Genomic DNA, 17,443 nt, shown 5'->3' on the forward strand with positions numbered 1-17,443 from the left:
GGAGTTAACTACGGTTAACTTCCTTGTTCATTCTTCCTTCTTCCAAATGACTATTCACACCCTAAAATCTGAATTTGAACTGTCGGGAATTGGTTTGCACAGCGGCGAACAAACTCGCGTCCGAGTTTTGCCGGCTGCGGTTGGGGAAGGCCGCTATTTTGTCAGAATTGACTTGCCCGGTACTCCGATAATTCCTGCAAAAATTGAGGCGGTTTGTCAGACGGCACTTTCAACTGAACTGGCAGGTATCGATGCTCAAATTCGCACTGTAGAGCATCTATTAGCCGCTTTGGCGGGGATGGGAGCGGATAATGCTCGAATTGAGGTTGATGGGCCGGAAGTGCCGCTGCTGGACGGTTCGGCTCTGGTTTGGGTAGAGGCGATCGCCCATACCGGCTTAGTTCCTCAAGAATCGAAGCAATACCCCACTTCCTCCTGCGTCCTAGAACAGCCTATTTGGGTGCGTCACGGGGATGCTTTTGCAGCGGCTTTACCCTCAGCCGAAACTCGATTTAGTTACGGAATTGATTTTGAGGAACAGGCGATCGGCAATCAATGGTACAGTTGGTCGCCAGAGGCAGAAAGTTTTGCGACGGCGATCGCCCCAGCCCGCACTTTTGGACTTGCTCGCCAAGTTGACCAATTGCGACAAGCGGGTTTGATCAAAGGTGGTACCCTAGAGAACGCCTTAGTTTGCGATCGATCCGGCTGGCTCAACCCGCCTTTGAGATTTGCCAACGAACCGGTGCGCCATAAAATCCTAGACTTAGTAGGCGACCTCAGTCTGCTGGGAACTTTGCCAAAAGCTCACTACTTGGCTTACAAAGCCAGTCACAACCTGCACGTCCAACTCGCCCAAGCCCTGAAATCGGAAGCTCTAGCCACCCTAGATAAAAGTTAGGAAAAAACAGGTGATCTGTTAAGATTGCATCTGCCTTCTGCCTTCTGCCTTCTGCCATACCACACTCAAAAGTCTTCAAGCAATGTCTACGCTGACTGAAGTTAACACCCTCAATACTGCTAATTCTGAATCCGTCCCCACCGAGAACGGTGAAGATTCTCCAGCGGTTAAATCTACTTTTACTCTCGAAGAAATTCAGAAATTATTGCCTCACCGCTATCCTTTTGCACTGGTAGACAAGATTGTTGATTACGTGCCGTCCGAGAGGGCTGTAGGAATTAAAAATGTGACTTTTAACGAACCACATTTTCAAGGGCATTTTCCCGAAAGGCCGATTATGCCAGGAGTATTAATTGTTGAAGCGATGGCTCAAGTTGGCGGTATTGTCCTCGTTCAGTTGCCCGACATCGAGCAAGGATTGTGGATGTTTACGGGAATTGATAAAGTCAAGTTCCGCCGTCAGGTTGTACCGGGCGATCAGTTGCTGATGACTGTAGAATTGCTGTGGGTGAAACGCCGCCGCTTCGCAAAAATCCAGGCTCTCGCTGAAGTAGACGGACAAAAGGTTTGTGAAGGAGAATTGATGTTTTCGATGGTAGATTAAATTGGGGAATTGGTAAGATTTTGCGGGTAATTGTGAGTTGTAATTTTTGAGTTTTGAATTTTACTTGAAACCGCCAAGCGTTGCTAGGAACCAAGCAATCTTAAAATTAAAAAGTTTCCTTCTTCCCTCTTCCCTCTTCCCTCTTCCTTCTTCCTTCTTCTTTCTTTTTTCTTTTTACCCTGAGCGAAGCCGAAGGGCCTTCTTCCTTCTTCCTTCTTCCTTCCCACTTACCAGCAAAAAAACTGACAAATGCTTACTTTGATTCACCCAACTGCTGTGATTCATCCCCGCGCCGAACTGCACCCAACTGTAGAAGTGGGCGCTTATGCTGTAATTGGGGAAAGAGTGAAAATCGGGCCGGAGACTAAGATTGGCGCTCATGCAATTATCGACGGGCTAACAGAAATAGGCGCTGGCAATCAAATTTTCCCCGGTGCTGCGATTGGTTTGGAACCTCAAGATTTGAAATATGAGGGTTCTCCCACTAGGGTAACAATTGGCGACAGCAATGTGATTCGGGAATACGTGACAATTAACCGCGCTACTGGAGCCGGGGAAAGCACCACAATTGGCGATCGTAATCTGTTGATGGCTTATGTTCATGTGGGACACAATTGTGCGATCGCCGATCGAGTAATTATCGCCAATGCTGTAGCCTTAGCCGGACACGTTAAAATCGAGTCTCAAGCCCGCTTGAGCGGTGTTTTGGGGGTTCACCAGTTTGTCCACATCGGCCGCTTGTCTATGGTGGGCGGCTTGAGCAGGATCGATCGAGACGTACCTCCTTATATGCTAGTCGAGGGGAATCCTTCGAGAGTGCGAGCTATCAACAAAATAGGCTTAGAGCGCGCCGGTTTTACCGCAGAAGATTTGCTAGTTTTGAAGAAAACTTTTCGGATTTTATACCGTTCTGGCTACACTCTAAATCAAGCTTTGGAACAGTTGGATTTGTTGCAGGAAAACCCCCATTTGCAGCACCTGCGGAGATTTGTGCAGCAGTCTATAACCAAAGGGCGGCGCGGTTTGATTCCTGGTAAGAAATGAATGAGGTAGAGTAAACCTATGAACTAAGCGACTGTTGCCATATGAATGTATATACTTCAGTCAAATCTACATCCTATAAAACAGAACAAGATGGCTGCATTACGTTCTCAGATGTTAGTTGGGAGCAATTTGAAGCGATAGAAGCAGCTTTTAAAGATGTCAGAGGTGTGAAATTTTTCTATCTCGATCGCACACTGCAAATTATGACTGTCTCGCCCGAACAGGAAATAATCAAAAAAACTCTCTGTATGCTGCTAGAGGCATACATGAGAGCCAGCGGAATTCGATTTTACAAGGGCGGGCCGACTCTGGGTAACAGAGAGTTAGGAGGTAGAAAAGAGCCGGATGATTCTTATGACATAGGAGTCCCAAAAACAATCCCAGATATTGCTATTGAAGTAGTAATTACCAGCGGCGGGATAGACACTCTAGAATTTTACAAAAGATTGGGCGTGCGGGAAGTTTGGTTTTGGCAAAACCACCAGTTATCTCTCTACTGCTTGAGAAGTGAAAATTACGAGCAAGTTACCCGCAGTACATTTCTGCCTGACCTAGATTTAGAATTACTATTGCGCTGTGCTAATATGCCAGATAAATACGATGCTATAACTGAATTATTACAACAAATATCACCGGTTTAAAGTCAGAGTTTAATTAACTAAGATGAAAATTTTTATCAGCACTGGTGAGGTTTCTGGCGATTTGCAAGGAGCTTTGTTAGTTGCAGCCTTAAAACGTCACGCTGTCGCCGCTGGTTTGGAGTTAGAAATAACCGCATTGGGCGGGGGGCGCATGGCGGAAGCTGGGGCTACTCTTTTAGGCGATACTGTGGGCATTGGTTCTATGGGCATTATAGAATCAGTACCCTATATTTTGCCGACTATCAAAGTTCAGCAAAAAGCTAAACAATATCTCAAAAAGTTTCCTCCTGATGCCGTTGTATTGATTGATTATTTGACTCCCAATCTCGGTATTGGTAGTTACATTCGCCGCTGTTTGCCGAATTTGCCTGTGGTTTGGTACATCGCACCTCAAGAATGGGTTTGCTCGATTTCTCCTCGCAATACTGAGCTGATTGTCAATATTGCCGATCGAATTTTGGCGATTTTCCCCGAGGAAGCTAGTTATTATCAGAAAAAAGGAGCTCAAGTGAGTTGGGTTGGTCATCCTTTGGTGGATAGAATGCAATCTGCGCCCAGCCGGGAAGTTGCCCGCAAAACTTTGGGAATTGTGCCGGAACAGGTGTCGATCGCCCTAATTCCCGCTTCTAGACACCAAGAACTCAAGTACCTGATGCCGGTTATATTTGAGGCTGCTCAAATTATTCAAGCTAAATTGCCGCAAGTTCATTTCTGGATTCCGCTTTCTCAAGCAGCTTTCCGCAGCAAAATCGAACAGGCGATCGAGAATTACGGTTTGCGGGCTACTTTGTTAGAAAATCAAACTTTGGAAATTTTGGCTGCTGCCGATCTGGCTATTACTAAATCTGGTACTGTTAATTTAGAGCTGGCTTTGCTCGACGTTCCGCAAGTTGTCGCCTACCGCGTTAGTCGAATTACGGCGATTATTGCTCGCCACGTGCTGAAATTGTCGATTCCTTTTATCTCTCCGCCCAACTTAGTACACATGAAGCCGATCGTCCCTGAGTTGCTGCAAGACGACGCCACAGCAGAAAATATAGTGAACCATGCACTGGAATTGCTGCAAAATCCCGATCGACGCCAGCAAACTTTGGCAGGTTATCGGGAAATGCGCGAAAGTCTCGGAGATGTTGGTGCGTGCGATCGGGCCGCTGCGGAAATAATGAAAAATTTCAGTTGACAGTTGACAGTTGACAGTTGACAGTTGACAGTTGACAGATGAGTGCGACCTCTACCTGGAAGGAAGAGGATTGGAGTAATGAATAGTCTTCTTTTAATTTCTCCCGATCAGGCTTGGGGCTTTAAACCAATTCTTTCTGGTAAAATTAAATACAGCAAATTAAAGCAACTTTGTTATTGAAATGTTATGCCAAGCTATCGGAAAAAGCGACCGATCGCTGTTGATTTATTTGCAGGTGCAGGCGGCATGACCCTGGGCTTTGAACAAGCAGGTTTTGATGTACTTGCATCAGTCGAAATTGACCCTATTCACTGCGCCACACACGAGTTTAATTTCCCGCTGTGTTCTATTTTGTGCAAAGATGTCGCAGAGCTTCGGGGATCGGAAATTCGGAAAAAATCGGCGATCGGGCGGCGCGAGATAGACGTAGTAATCAGCGGTTCGCCCTGTCAAGGATTCTCCATGATGGGCAAGCGCGAGGTGGACGACCCACGAAATTCTTTAATTTTTCACTTTCAGCGCTTAGTTTTGGAGCTAAAACCCAAGTTTTTTGTAATGGAAAATGTACCGGGAATTGCATCAGGAGAACACAAAGAACTCCTGAATCTTTTAATTAGCTCTTTTCTGAAATGTGGCTATAAAGTAGAAGAAAATTATCAAGTTCTCAACGCTGTTAACTATGGAGTTCCGCAAGCTCGCAAACGATTGTTTTTGATTGGGTGCAGAGCAGGTTATGAGCTACCCAAATACCCTGAAAAAACTACGATACTGCCGAAAATTAAAATTCCTAAACGCTATAAAAAAATTAATTTACCTGCTGTCCCGACAGTTTGGGATGCGATTGGAGATTTGCCGGAAGTGGAAAAGTACAGCGAGTTGCTGCACCGAGATTGGGTAATCGCGGAGTACGGAAAGTGCAGCAGCGATTACGCGAGTTTTTTGCGCGGATTGGATGATTTTGAAAATGATTATGCTTACGATCGCCAGTACGATCGACAAATCCTCTCTTGTAGTTTGCGAACTAAACATTCTCTCGAATGTATGGAAAGGTTTCATGCTGCTAAACACGGGGAAAAAGAGCCGATCAGCCGTTTTTACAAGCTGCACCCCGACGGAGTTTGCAACACTCTCAGGGCTGGAACCGACAGGGCCAGGGGGGCTTATACTTCGCCCAGACCGATTCACCCGATCGCGCCTCGGTGCATTACAGTCAGAGAAGCTGCGCGACTGCATTCCTATCCTGACTGGTTTAGATTTCACGTCACAAAATGGCACGGTTTTCGCCAAGTAGGAAATTCTGTACCGCCGCTACTGGCGAAAGCTGTAGCAGCGCAGATTATTAGCGCTTTGGGCGTGGAAGCAATTAAGCCGAGTCTCAAGTTGACCTGGGGAGATGATTCGTTGCTGCAACTGAATTGGTCGGAAGCAGAACAATATTATCTAAAAAGTTAAGAGTTAGATTAAATTATCTCTAACGGGGAATTGGTGAGTAGTAATTGGGAATTGGAAATTGGTAATTGCTCATTGGTAAACAAGTAGTGATTTTTGCCTTTCATCTCTTTCTACAGACCAGGTTAGAGCAAATCCCATAACTACTTAGGGCTTGCTGAAAAAGCCCACAAATCGAATCTAGGTGCCAAACAGCTTGAAAAATGGGAGATTCGGAGATGGGTTCCCAAATTTACTCCACAATTTTCCACCGAAATCCAAGGATTTTGAGCCAAAAAACGTCATAACGAGAGCACTTTTTTGTGTTTAAAAATCTTGAAACCCTTGGCAGTCATAGCTTCTAGTTCTATTCAGCAAGCCCTACTTATAGCAATCCTCGCATCATTTGTGAATTTCTTACGGAATCCCCGCAGGTTCGGGGATGGTTGGGGTGGGGTAAAAAATTGACCACTCCTGCAACGATTTCTATATGCAGGGCTACCCACAATTAAGCGCGGGCGGCAGTTCCCTGTATCATTTGGCACAAATCGATATCGGCACGAGATGTCCCCAGTAGTTAAACAAACCGGGAATGTATTCCAGCCCGCTGTGCAGTTTTTTTCAGATGACAGTGGGAACTACTTCGACTACGGGCCTGTAATCCAAGGCGTAGCGATCGTCCTATACATGAAATAGCAACATCAACATCTAAATACTATTTAAGATTTTAGATTTTAGATTGTGAAAGTCTCCCGATAAAACATTTTGATAAATTTCGCTGAGTTTTGCAACAATTACGAGTCTTTTGGAATTCTAGAGCTATCGTGTAAAAAGTGTATTTTCAGGAGACTCAACTAATATGGGTTGGTTTAAAAGACTGTTCGGACTCGAAAAGCCTGAAGCCCCGGCTGAACCGATGGCACAAGTAGTACAGCAAGCAGCACAAGCGCAATCCATCGCTCCTGCTAAAGTCGGCCCAGACGGAAATTTTGACGAAAGTGGCTTAGCGAAGCGGGTTGCTTTAGCTTTTGACGCCGATTCAGAAGTTGCTGATATCGAGACTGTTTATGTAGCTCAGCTCAGCAGCACGGTTGTTCTCAAAGGTCAAGTTGCGAGTCAGGCAATTCTCGACAAGTTGGTGGCGATCGCCTCTGCTGAAGAAGGTGCAACAAACGTGCAAACCGATCAGGTGACAGTCGGCTAGTTCTTCCGAACTCAAGCAGTTTCGATCCGGCTGCGGCTCGAATTAGTCAAAAGTTCGATTAAACCCGCTGCGGCGGGTTTTTTGCTGCCCTCTCCCCCCCTCAAAATATTAATTCTTGTAAATACAACCGATTTCTCTTAAAAAACAGTATAATTGAATACAGAAACTAAAAAAGTTTTAGCGAATAAAAGCAAACCTGACCTGACTGCCCTTTTTATCGACCTATAAGGATCAAAAAATATGAAACTCACTTATCGCGGCTCAAACTACGAGTACGACATTCCGACAGTTGATATGATCGAAGGCGAAGTCGCGGGCAAATACCGGGGCCAAAACTGGAACTATCGGTATCCGAGACACATTCCCAACCCCAAAAAATACGGCGGCACAAACTCTACCAAAAAGCGAGATGCTCAAGCTGGCGATCGGGATGTCGCCGCAGCTAGCGCCTCAGCGACGGTGGAATATTACCCAACAGTTGTGGAAGTGGCGCAAGTACACCGGGCGAATATTTGCAATATTCTCGATCGTAGAAAGCAAGCAGCCAAGGCCAAGGGCGATGAAAGACTGCTGCGCTTGCTAGAACTTGAGTGGCAGCAGATGGTCTGTTAGAGAAAAGCCTGAGAAAATAAAGCGTTTGTCGAGAGGGGGAAATCGAGTTAAGCTCAATTTCCCCCTTTTGATGCTGTTTGTGCGATCGATTTTGCACCCTCGAAGCGATATCAATCGTCGCGATTTTGGGCGATGCGATCTTTTTTAATGCGATCGATCTCCTCAAAACTCTTTTGGGTGCGACGGGTTTTGACGATTAACTCTATAGCTTGGGTTATCATCCAGGGGATAACATCGAGGGCTGGTTTACCTGAAAGCACATCGAGATTGCCCTTGATGCCGATAATGGCTGCTTGCAGGATAAATGCACTTGCGATCGCATGGCGGATGAACTTTTGTCGATCGCTTTGGCTGTTGTTTTTCATGTTCGGAACCTTGTTTGATTAACTACATCAACAGGTTCTCTTTGGGGTTGTAACCTTAATCAAGTCGTAGCGATCGCAGCGAAAAGTCTTGTAAAATCGGGATAGTAGGGGTTTGGGGTAGTAACGATAGTTTGGGGTAGCCCCAGACTTTATGGTAATTTTTGGGACTTTTATGCCGCGAAATACTTACGGGCCTACGGTTAAAGAGCGGGTGAAGCGCCTGTTGCAGGCATTGCTTGCTTTCGTCAATTGGGAATTTGAGGAAAGCTTTAATATTGAGTTCAAGTGGGAAGTGGAAGACAGTACCAACCCCAAACTGATTGTCAAAACAACACTGGTCACTTTGGAATGGTTGATAGCAAAAGACAAATATCCTGGCAAGTTAACTAAAACTCAAATTCGAGAAGCGCTGAAGCTGTTAAAAGACTTGAAGATTTTGCAGGACAACCGCACCCAAACCAAGGGAGTTGATACCTGGCATTTCACGCTGACGCTGTGGTCAAAAGATCAGGAAAAGAATCTCAAGCAGTTTGATAAGGCGTGGGAAGATAGCCGACCAGAAAAGTCTAAAGCTTTAGAGGCAAACTTCAAGAAATCTGATGCGTTTGACTGGCGAAATATTTGCCTCGCCATGTTGGAAGCTGAGAAACCGCTAACCACCAATGCGTTGATGCGCGATGAGGACGATCGCTTTGAGTTAGAAGAAATCCACGTACCGCTAGCATTAGTAGAGCGCAAAAAACCTAATCTGATCGGTGGCGACACCCAAGCAGAACAAGGTTCGCGCCTGTACGAGCCAGAATACGAAGAAAAGCAGCGCTTTGAACACGAACAGTTTTTGCGGGATATTCTCAAAGACGGGAAAGGTAAGCAAAACGGTAAGCGCATCGCTATTATTGGCGAACCGGGGGCGGGAAAAACAACCCTCTTACGCAAAATCGCCTTTTGGGTGCATAAAGAAAACACCGAAATTTTACCCATTTCGATTTCTCTAGCAGATTTACCAGAAACTAATTCCAAACAAGAGTTTCTGGAGCAATATTTACTCGACAAATGGCTGAAAGCAGCGCTACCTTATATCTCGCTGGAAATAGTGGAAGTGACGGAAGCGCTGAAAACCGAACTGAAAAAACTGTGCAATCAGGGGCGAGTTTGGTTGTTGTTGGATGGCGTGGATGAAATGCCCCTGCAGGGAGAAGAACGCCTCTGGGCAATTTCTAACCAATTGAAAGGCTGGGTGGGACAAGCGCGGGTGGTGCTGACTTGTCGGCTGAATGTCTGGGAGGCAAACCGCAACGTGCTGGCAGACAATTTTGAGATTTATCACACCTTGGATTTTAGTTATGGGGATAGTACAACGCCGGATAGAGTGGAGGAATTTATCGCCAAGTGGTTCAACAAAACGCCAAATTTAGGTCAGGAATTGCGACAGGAGTTAGACAAACCAGGAAAAGAGCGCATCAAAGATTTGGTGAAAAATCCCCTGCGGTTGGCGCTGTTGTGCAGCACTTGGAATTTGTGGCGCGATCGTGATGGTTTGCCAGATACAAAGGCGAAACTTTATCAGGGATTTGTCGAGAAGTTTTATGATTGGAAAGGCAAGGAATTTCCCACAGATTCTACTCAGCGGGAGAAATTAAATCGGGCATTGGGAGAGTTGGCCAAGTTGGCGATCGACCAAACTGAATCCCGGTTTCGACTTAAGCACAGTCTGGTTTGTCGGGTATTGGGGCAACCAGATGAGGAGTTGTTTGGGTTGGCGTTGGAATTGGGTTGGTTGAATGAGGTTGGTTTGGCGGCTGAAAGCCCGGATGAAAAAGTTTATGCTTTCTGGCATCCCACGTTTGAGGAATATTTTGCGGCGCTGGCAATTGACGATCGGGATTATTTCTTGCCTCGTAATCATGTCGATAGTCCTGTTTATGGCAAGCGCTATCGCATTTTTGAGCCGCAGTGGAAAGAGGTGATTTTGCTGTGGTTGGGTCGAGAGGAAAAAGATAGAGAGGAGAAAGAGGAGAAAGAGGCATTTATTAAGGGAATCATAAACTTTAACGATGGATTCAATGGTAAATTTTATTGGTATCGAGCTTATTTTCTAGCCGCTGCTGTAATTGCTGAATTTAGAAGTCACTTTGCTGATGAGATTGCACAGCAGATTATAACGTGGAGTTTTGATTGTTTCTATAAAGAAGTTGGTTATTTCTCTAAAAACTTACAGGATGCTCAATTTCATTCTAGTATTATAGAGGGAGCTAGGGCAGCACTGCCGGAAGCAGACTACCCTAAAGCCGTGAATTTTATATTGCCATTACTAGAAGATAAAATTAAGTATCGGCATAGGCGACATGAAGCGATCGAGACTTTAGGAGTAATCGGCACTGGTAATTGTGATGCTATCAAGGCTTTGAATAGCATAATAGACGATGGCTATGAAAATATCTGCTGTGTAGAAATAGCTTCTTGTAGCCTGGTAAAAATTACTACAGGAAATCTACAAGCAAAAGCCCTTCAAAAAATCATTAATTGGATCAATAGCGATCCTACTAAAATTGCTATATCTATTAGTAACCTTTTTATGGGAACTTTAAAAATTGATTTTGAGAGTTTAGATTTTATTATAGAAGTTTTTGCGAAACATCTAGAAAAATTTGACCCCTTTTATTCACATCATAATTGGTTTAGTGCTAAGGCTTTTTTGAATATAGCCCCAATTGACCACCCACAATACCAGTATGCTACGGACATCAAAAATATAAGCGATGCAAGGATTAAGCAACTTGAAGATAGCGTAATAGATGCGTTGCTCAATGATATCAATATCCTAGGTTTAGGGGATATAACAGCAAAAGAATTAGAATCGCAAATTCTTAAAGTAATTTATCATTTAAACTTCATTTTACGTACTAACCAAGACAATGAAATTCAAAAGATAGCTGGTGATTGCTTAACATCAATATTGCTAGGTCAACAAGTCTCCAATCAAGCTATTTTTTTACATTTAGTAATTCAAGGCTTAAAAGATTGCCCAGATTATCGTATCCGCGAAAACTACTCAGTCCTCTGGCACTGCGCCCAAAACCTCCCTTACCCCACCTTCTATGAAGCATGGCACGATTCCGCCACCACACACGATCCAGAAGTCTCAGAAACTACCGGCGATTCTACCCCCTCCGCACAAAGCTTCAACTCAGCAAACTTACCCCAAGTCCTTGCCAATGCTATTGACAACGAACCCGATTTATCTAACAAACTAAAACTAATTTGCATCGACTCTCACCCATTCATCGAATCTGAAAACCCTGCCCCAGAAATTTACGACCAGATGCTCAATCAAAAATGTCCAGAGTGGCAGAATGGGTATCCAGAAACAATGCAAAAACTCAAACTTTATTGGAATTACCTGCGCCGCCAAAGCGAAATTCCCCTGTTTTTCATCTGCTACGACTCCACAGCACTCTCAGCCACACCCACAGGATTTAGCGATTCATTTCTGAAAGCTTTAAGCAAATTCGATCGCGCGATTTGTGTCCTGTGCGAACAAGGAAATATTCCCTTGCCAACTTTTTCACCCAGTCAACCCGATTTAGTCGCTGCTGTTGTAGCATGGATTCGGCGAAGTATACTAGAAAATAGATATCCTATTTAAGAGTCGATCGACAAAGCAGGAACTATGACACTTACAAAGATCGAGTATAAATATATAGAACTCAACGAAGACAATGTTCCCATCATAGCCGGAACTACGATGAAAGTCGTTGAATTAGTCGAAGCTGAGATAGCTTATGGTTGGAGTCCAGCAGAATTACACCTCAATCATCGCTATTTAACTATGAGCCAAATTATTTCTGCGTTAGCTTATTATTGCGATCGCAAACAAGAACTCAATGCAGAAATCAAGCGACGAGAAGAGTATGTTAAACAGGCAGAAATTGAAGCTGGCGAATCTCCTTTTGCTGCTAGACTACCTGCTCAAAGGCTATTGCCTTTATAGCTTCCCTTACATTCACCCCTTGACACAAACCACCTGCTTCAAAGTCGCCACAACTTCCACCAAATCCGACTGCTGACTCATCACCTCATCAATCGGCTTATAAGCCCCCGGAATTTCATCTAAAAATTGCTCATCTTTCCGGCACTCAACCCCCTCAGTCTGCCGCACAAAATCATCAAGAGTAAATACATTCTTCGCTTGAGTTCGAGACATCAATCGCCCCGCACCGTGACTGCAACTACAGTAACTCTCAGCATTTCCCTTCCCTTTAACAATGAAAGACTTCGCCCCCATCGAACCCGGAATAATCCCGTAATCCTCAACATCCGCGCGCACAGCACCCTTGCGAGTAACATACACATCTTCGCCAAAATGCACCTCTTTTTCCGCGTAATTGTGATGGCAATTCACTTCTAATAACGGCTTAACAGATTTGCCGCCCGCGACGTGCTTTTCCACAATGCGCTTAAACCGATTCATCATCACATCCCGGTTAAAACGAGCATAATCCTGCGCCCACTGCAAATCGTGCCAGTAAGCCGCAAACTCCGGCGTGCCCGCTACAAAATAAGCCAAATCTTTGTCAGCCAGATTAATTTCTGCCAGTTTAGCTAAATCTTTCGCCGTCTCTATATGCTGCTGTGCGAGCAAATTGCCAATGCCGCGAGAACCGGAATGCAGCATCAGCCAAACAAAGTTTTCAGTATCAACACAAACCTCAATAAAATGATTGCCGCCGCCGAGGGAACCCAATTGTTTTAAAGCTTTATTGTCTTGGTGCTGCACGCCTTGATGAAGTTCCTTAAATTCTCGCCATCCCTGCCAATTAGTAACAGTTGTTTCTACTTCCTTGTTTTCGGAAAATCCCACGGGAATTGCGGCTTCGATATCGAGGCGAATTTGTTTTAGTTTGCCTTCTAATTTGTTGGCGGTGAATGGCATTTTAATGGCAGCCATCCCGCAACCAATATCAACGCCCACAGCAGCCGGAACAATCGCTTCTTTTGTGGCAATTACTGAACCGACTAAAGCACCTTTTCCTAAGTGTACGTCGGGCATTAGCGCGACGTGTTTGAATACAAAGGGCAAAGATGCTACGTTTGCGGCCATCTTGGTTTCTTTTTCGCCTAGGGCGTGATTTGCCCAAGATAATACTGGTTTTGGGGTTGATATGTCTAATTTTTCGTAGGGCATTTTTATTGAGATTTATTTTGCTTATTGTTATGTAGTATATATTGTAGCATAAATAATTTATGATGTCAAATTCACCTTACTGGCTGATTTTATTAGGGCGCGTCAGCTTAACATCAAATGCAGCACCGATATTGTTGGTAAGTCCGACAGCCCGATAGGGAATGAATTCCCTGTCTCATAGCAAAAGTCCTCTAAAAGAGGACTGAAATCGATAAGGCTTTCCCTCACAATCAGCAGTCGGTTTTAACCGACTTTCGCTATGAGGCAGGGGTTTAAACCCCTGCCGGATTGCGGGAAAGTGCGTATTTTCTGACGCTACATTTTACAAATTCGGAGTCTTTCCCGCCGCCTTCTGCACAGGAATAGCAACCGCCTGCGGTTTCTTATTCCCTGCAAACATCCCGAAGAAATCGTGCAGCAAAATATAGAAACACGGAATAATAAACAACGTCAGCAAAGTCGCCAGCGACAAACCGGAAAACACCACCACACCCAGCGGTTGCAAGAATTCCGAACCGTCTCCAATGCCCAAAGCTAGGGGAAATAAACCCAAAACTGTGGTAATAGTTGTCATCAAAATCGGACGCAAGCGCTGAGGTGCCGCCCTGAGAATTGCTGTTGTACGATCGACCTTTTCGTCTTCCAGAATTTGGTTCGCCAACTCCACCATAATAATCGCATTATTTACCACAATTCCCACCAGCAAAATCGCCCCCACAATCACCGTTGCGCCGATCGCAGTTTTAGTCGCATACAGCCCGAAAATCCCCCCAGCCAAGGCCAGCGGCACCGTTAACATAATCACCAGCGGATCGACAAGCGAATTGTACTGCACCGCCATCACCACAAATACCAAAAACGCCGCCAAAGAGCCCAAAACAATCAGCGAACTTTGCAATTCTCGGTTAGTTTCCGCCGCAGAACTAGGTATCACTCGCACTCCCGGCGGCAATTTGATTTCCGACAAAACTGCATCCACTTGTTTCAAAGCATCGCCCAAACTCGCGCCCTTATTAATATTCCCAGCAATCATGAAAACTTGGCGCTGGTTAAGCCTTTGAATTTCCCCAGGCGCTTTTCCAAGTTCAATATTCGCCACATCGCTCAAGCGGATAATGCTGTTATCCCTAGCAGTTAAAGGGATAAATTTTAGTGCGGAAATCGATTGGACAGCAGCGCGATCGAATTGTACCCGCACATCAACCAAACGGTTTCCCCGCTGCAATTGCGTGGGAACAGAACCTTGAATTGCTGTCTGAATCGCCTCTCCAATTTGCCTCGCATTCAACCCGTAGATTTCTGCTTGTTCCCAGTTGGGGCGAATCTGCACTTCCGTTTGTTGCGGGTCTCCATCCGGGCGAAAAGTAGCTAAATTTACCTTCTGATCCAAAGTTGCCAATACCTCGCGGCCAGTTTGCTGCAATATTTGTTCGTTTTCGCCCTGAAGCAGGACATCAACTTCAGCGCCGCGTACTGGCGAATTAGTTAAAACCAAACCCCGCACATTTTCTGGATTCAGGCGCAAACGAGTATTTTTGGGCAAATCAATTTTTTTATTCAATTCTTGCGTAACTCGCTGCACAAAATTCAATGTATTGGTGCCAGGTTTCAGCGTAATGTTGCAGCCGCCGCGCAGCACATTCTCCACCGTATTGTTGCCGAACAACAGCCCGCCCACCGTCGTCAAAGTGTATAGAGTTTCTGGTTGGCTGAGGATAATTTTATCAGCTTCTGCCATGATTCTTTGGTTGGTTGCCAAATTAGTGCCGGCAGGAAACAAAGCAAACAATCTCGCTTGACCGGTATTAATTCTGGGCAATATTTCCTGGGGAATTTGACCAGCCATCAGCCAACTGCCGCCGCCCAATCCAATAATCGCTACTGCAATTATAATCAACCGCCACCGCACTACTCCCGATAAAAATTTACCGTAACCGACGGTAGCATTGGTAAAAGCTCGATCGAATGCGCGCAGCGGCCAAAAGTTGCTCAAACCGCTGGATACCCGCAGCGCTAGCAGTCGAGAAGCCATCATCGGTACAACTGTCAATCCGACAATCAGAGAGGCTGCGACGGAAAAGCTGATGGTGAGGATTAATTCGTTGAAAAGTAAGGAAACTAAGCCGCCGATGAGCAAAAATGGCAGTACAGCAACTAAGTTAGTAATGGTGGAAGCAAATAAAGCTGATTCTAATTCTTGGCTGCTTTTTTCTGCTTGCTGGATCAACTGCTTGTTACTTAAGCGCTGCTTGCCATTGGCACTGTTTTTATTGCTGGTTCCTTCGACAATATTCTCCAGCATGACGATCGAGTTATCGACCACAATTCCCACACCCAGCGCCAAACCGCCCAAACTGAAAACGTTCAGAGATAGGCCAAAAACTCCCATCAGGATAATCGCCATTAAAGTTGCGAGGGGAATTGCCAGGACAATAATCAAAGTTTGGCGAAGGGAAGCGAGGAACAGCAATACAGATGCCCCGGCTAAAACAGCCCCGGTTAAACCCGAAAATAGGACATTGCTAATAGAATCGCGGATGAACTTAGACTCGTCGAAGGTATTGACGATAGTCGTACCTTCGGGAATTGCCCCGGATGCTTTTAATTCTTCTAGCCGCTTTTTGATGCCGTCTACAACTGAGATTGTATTGGCGTCCGGCTGCTTTTGAATGCTAATTTTTACGGCTGCTTTCTGATTGAGAAATACTTTAACTCGCTCTTCTTCTGTACCGTCAATTACCTGAGCAAAATCTCGCAAAAACACTCGTTTTGGCGGATTGGAACCCGATGCTTGAAAAGAAATTGCCTGAATTTCTTTGGCGTTTTTAAATCGCCCGACGGTACGGGTTAAAGGTTCCGCTGCTTCTTGCCGCAGTCGCCCGCCGGAAGTGTCGAGGTTGCGGGATTCGAGGGCTGATAAAACGTCGGAAATACTGACGCCTAAAGATTGCAAGCGATTTAAGTCAATATTTACTTGAATTTCTTCTTGCACGCCGCCGGCAACGTCAACTGCTGCTATTCCAGGAATTACGTTTAGTTCTCTGGATAATTCTTCGTCGGCAAATACACGCAAATCAACTCCTTGCAAGGAGTTGGAAGTGAGGGCAAATTCGTAAATCGGCTGCTGGGAAGGGTCAACTTTGAAGAGAGTGGGCGATTCAACTGTATCGGGAAGTCGGTTGCGGATGCGGTTGACAGCGGCGGTGGCGTCGTTGAGGGCCTGGTCGATGTTGCCCCCGGGTTTGAAAAATAAATCGACGCTGACTTGTCCTTCGCGAGTCCGCGAGAAAACTTGGATGACGCCTTCAGTTGCGGAAAGTCCTTGTTCGAGGGGGCGGGTAACTTCGTCTATTGCTACTTCTGGGGAGACTCCGGGGGCGTTTAAGCGCACGCCTATGCGGGGATAGGTGATTGAGGGTAGCAAGTCAACGGGCAGTTGGGTGATGTAGAAAAAGCCCACGATTATAATAGCAAGTGTCAGCATGAGGGTGCCGATGTGGCGGCGAATCGCGGTCGCGCTAATGCTAAATCCGGTTTTGTCGGCTGTCATTTGATTTTAGATTTTAGATTTTAGAATTGAAAAGTTTACACCGTCAGTCCGCCTGCAAAGGAATGAATCGCGGGGCTGGCGACCAAATTGTTTTCGGTCAGGCTTTATTTTGTATAGGCAGTGAGAGAATATTTACGCTCTGCACCTGACAAGTAGTATAATAAATTTTAATAAATTGTCAAAAATGTTTTTTATAATATTCCTTTAGAGGTAGTCGATCGCCCAAAACGCAGATTGACATAAATTGCGATCGGCTTTTTTATCGATCGAAAGCAATTGCGATTTACCCCTATCGTGGGGATGGGTTAACTATATTGTTGGTCTTACCCACAGATTGGTTGTAAAACCCGCCCCTCCATTATTATTCGGCGTTGCTGATTTACGGTATGGAAAGCTAAATATGCCGGGTCTTCCGTACTTAGTGTGCTAATTTATCTGAAATTAATAGCATAATTTTTTACACAGCAAGGGTTTGCGGCCTTACTTTAGGATCGCGAATTAAATAATTTACACAAGTTTGTGGGATGGGCATCCCGCCCATCCCACAAGAAGCATAAAAATTGTAAGTTATTAAATTTTCATTCCTTAGTTAATTTGGAGCCATTTTTTCCTTCCATTCATAGATAGCTTGGGTTTTAACTACTTAAACTAATCGTTTGGCACACTAAGTAAGTAAGGAAGAGCCAGCTTTACTACAAAGTTCTTTCTGCTGATTTACTGCCATTCACC

General features: G+C 45.1%; 13 protein-coding genes. 10 read left to right on the forward strand and 3 right to left on the reverse strand.

The window, feature by feature from the left end; all coding sequences use genetic code 11:
* The first annotated feature begins 46 nt into the window (after window positions 1-46).
* The 8 genes from lpxC (at window position 47) to QUA44_RS10985 (ending at window position 7,614) form a co-directional block, all read left to right on the forward strand.
* On the forward strand, window positions 47-901 hold the full coding sequence (lpxC, locus tag QUA44_RS10950) for a UDP-3-O-acyl-N-acetylglucosamine deacetylase (RefSeq protein ID WP_333250553.1): 855 nt from the start codon (window positions 47-49) through the stop codon (window positions 899-901).
* Window positions 902-983: 82 nt separating this feature from the next.
* A complete protein-coding gene (fabZ, locus tag QUA44_RS10955; protein WP_333250552.1) occupies window positions 984-1,505 on the forward strand; it encodes a 3-hydroxyacyl-ACP dehydratase FabZ in 522 nt (173 codons plus the stop codon).
* Window positions 1,506-1,754: 249 nt separating this feature from the next.
* Window positions 1,755-2,549 (forward strand): acyl-ACP--UDP-N-acetylglucosamine O-acyltransferase, encoded by a 795-nt coding sequence (gene lpxA / locus QUA44_RS10960; protein ID WP_333250550.1) that lies wholly within the window; start codon window positions 1,755-1,757, stop codon window positions 2,547-2,549.
* A 41-nt stretch (window positions 2,550-2,590) separates the two neighbouring features.
* Window positions 2,591-3,190 (forward strand): Uma2 family endonuclease, encoded by a 600-nt coding sequence (locus QUA44_RS10965; RefSeq protein WP_333250549.1) that lies wholly within the window; start codon window positions 2,591-2,593, stop codon window positions 3,188-3,190.
* Window positions 3,191-3,212: 22 nt separating this feature from the next.
* The gene (gene lpxB, locus QUA44_RS10970; protein WP_333250548.1) at window positions 3,213-4,370 is read left to right on the forward strand and encodes a lipid-A-disaccharide synthase; all 1,158 of its coding nucleotides are present in this window, start codon (window positions 3,213-3,215) and stop codon (window positions 4,368-4,370) included.
* Between the two features lie 186 nt (window positions 4,371-4,556).
* Window positions 4,557-5,822: a DNA cytosine methyltransferase gene (locus QUA44_RS10975; RefSeq protein ID WP_333250546.1), complete on the forward strand. Its 1,266-nt coding sequence runs from the start codon at window positions 4,557-4,559 to the stop codon at window positions 5,820-5,822.
* Between the two features lie 835 nt (window positions 5,823-6,657).
* A complete protein-coding gene (locus QUA44_RS10980) occupies window positions 6,658-7,002 on the forward strand; it encodes a BON domain-containing protein (protein ID WP_333250544.1) in 345 nt (114 codons plus the stop codon).
* 240 nt (window positions 7,003-7,242) lie between these two features.
* Window positions 7,243-7,614, forward strand: a complete 372-nt coding sequence (locus QUA44_RS10985; protein WP_333250543.1) for a DUF4278 domain-containing protein — start codon at window positions 7,243-7,245, stop codon at window positions 7,612-7,614.
* A 110-nt stretch (window positions 7,615-7,724) separates the two neighbouring features.
* Here the strand turns inward: QUA44_RS10985 and QUA44_RS10990 are convergent, their stop codons facing one another.
* A complete protein-coding gene (locus QUA44_RS10990; RefSeq protein WP_333250542.1) occupies window positions 7,725-7,979 on the reverse strand; it encodes a hypothetical protein in 255 nt (84 codons plus the stop codon).
* A 172-nt stretch (window positions 7,980-8,151) separates the two neighbouring features.
* On the opposite strand from QUA44_RS10990, the gene QUA44_RS10995 reads away from it, so the two are divergent.
* Together QUA44_RS10995 and QUA44_RS11000 are read left to right on the forward strand one after the other, a co-directional pair.
* Window positions 8,152-11,625 (forward strand): NACHT C-terminal alpha/beta 1 domain-containing protein, encoded by a 3,474-nt coding sequence (locus QUA44_RS10995; protein ID WP_333250541.1) that lies wholly within the window; start codon window positions 8,152-8,154, stop codon window positions 11,623-11,625.
* 24 nt (window positions 11,626-11,649) lie between these two features.
* Window positions 11,650-11,970, forward strand: coding sequence for a DUF433 domain-containing protein (locus QUA44_RS11000; RefSeq protein WP_333250540.1), 321 nt, complete (start codon window positions 11,650-11,652; stop codon window positions 11,968-11,970).
* 12 nt (window positions 11,971-11,982) lie between these two features.
* Here the strand turns inward: QUA44_RS11000 and QUA44_RS11005 are convergent, their stop codons facing one another.
* Together QUA44_RS11005 and QUA44_RS11010 are read right to left on the reverse strand one after the other, a co-directional pair.
* A complete protein-coding gene (locus QUA44_RS11005; protein WP_333250539.1) occupies window positions 11,983-13,164 on the reverse strand; it encodes an RtcB family protein in 1,182 nt (393 codons plus the stop codon).
* Between the two features lie 322 nt (window positions 13,165-13,486).
* On the reverse strand, window positions 13,487-16,714 hold the full coding sequence (locus tag QUA44_RS11010) for an efflux RND transporter permease subunit (protein WP_333250537.1): 3,228 nt from the start codon (window positions 16,712-16,714) through the stop codon (window positions 13,487-13,489).
* Window positions 16,715-17,443: the final 729 nt, after the last annotated feature.

The sequence above is a fragment of the Microcoleus sp. N9_A2 genome (genome assembly GCF_036701775.1).
In the GTDB taxonomy this organism is placed as follows: domain Bacteria; phylum Cyanobacteriota; class Cyanobacteriia; order Cyanobacteriales; family Microcoleaceae; genus Microcoleus.

What these genes read in the sequence shown, in the direction of transcription:
- lpxC (WP_333250553.1), top strand. Translation starts at nt 47, where the DNA reads ATGACTATTCACACCCTAAAATCTGAATTTGAACTGTCGGGAATTGGT.
- fabZ (WP_333250552.1), top strand. Translation starts at nt 984, where the DNA reads ATGTCTACGCTGACTGAAGTTAACACCCTCAATACTGCTAATTCTGAA.
- lpxA (WP_333250550.1), top strand. Translation starts at nt 1,755, where the DNA reads ATGCTTACTTTGATTCACCCAACTGCTGTGATTCATCCCCGCGCCGAA.
- QUA44_RS10965 (WP_333250549.1), top strand. Translation starts at nt 2,591, where the DNA reads ATGAATGTATATACTTCAGTCAAATCTACATCCTATAAAACAGAACAA.
- lpxB (WP_333250548.1), top strand. Translation starts at nt 3,213, where the DNA reads ATGAAAATTTTTATCAGCACTGGTGAGGTTTCTGGCGATTTGCAAGGA.
- QUA44_RS10975 (WP_333250546.1), top strand. Translation starts at nt 4,557, where the DNA reads ATGCCAAGCTATCGGAAAAAGCGACCGATCGCTGTTGATTTATTTGCA.
- QUA44_RS10980 (WP_333250544.1), top strand. Translation starts at nt 6,658, where the DNA reads ATGGGTTGGTTTAAAAGACTGTTCGGACTCGAAAAGCCTGAAGCCCCG.
- QUA44_RS10985 (WP_333250543.1), top strand. Translation starts at nt 7,243, where the DNA reads ATGAAACTCACTTATCGCGGCTCAAACTACGAGTACGACATTCCGACA.
- QUA44_RS10990 (WP_333250542.1), bottom strand. Translation starts at nt 7,979, where the DNA reads ATGAAAAACAACAGCCAAAGCGATCGACAAAAGTTCATCCGCCATGCG.
- QUA44_RS10995 (WP_333250541.1), top strand. Translation starts at nt 8,152, where the DNA reads ATGCCGCGAAATACTTACGGGCCTACGGTTAAAGAGCGGGTGAAGCGC.
- QUA44_RS11000 (WP_333250540.1), top strand. Translation starts at nt 11,650, where the DNA reads ATGACACTTACAAAGATCGAGTATAAATATATAGAACTCAACGAAGAC.
- QUA44_RS11005 (WP_333250539.1), bottom strand. Translation starts at nt 13,164, where the DNA reads ATGCCCTACGAAAAATTAGACATATCAACCCCAAAACCAGTATTATCT.
- QUA44_RS11010 (WP_333250537.1), bottom strand. Translation starts at nt 16,714, where the DNA reads ATGACAGCCGACAAAACCGGATTTAGCATTAGCGCGACCGCGATTCGC.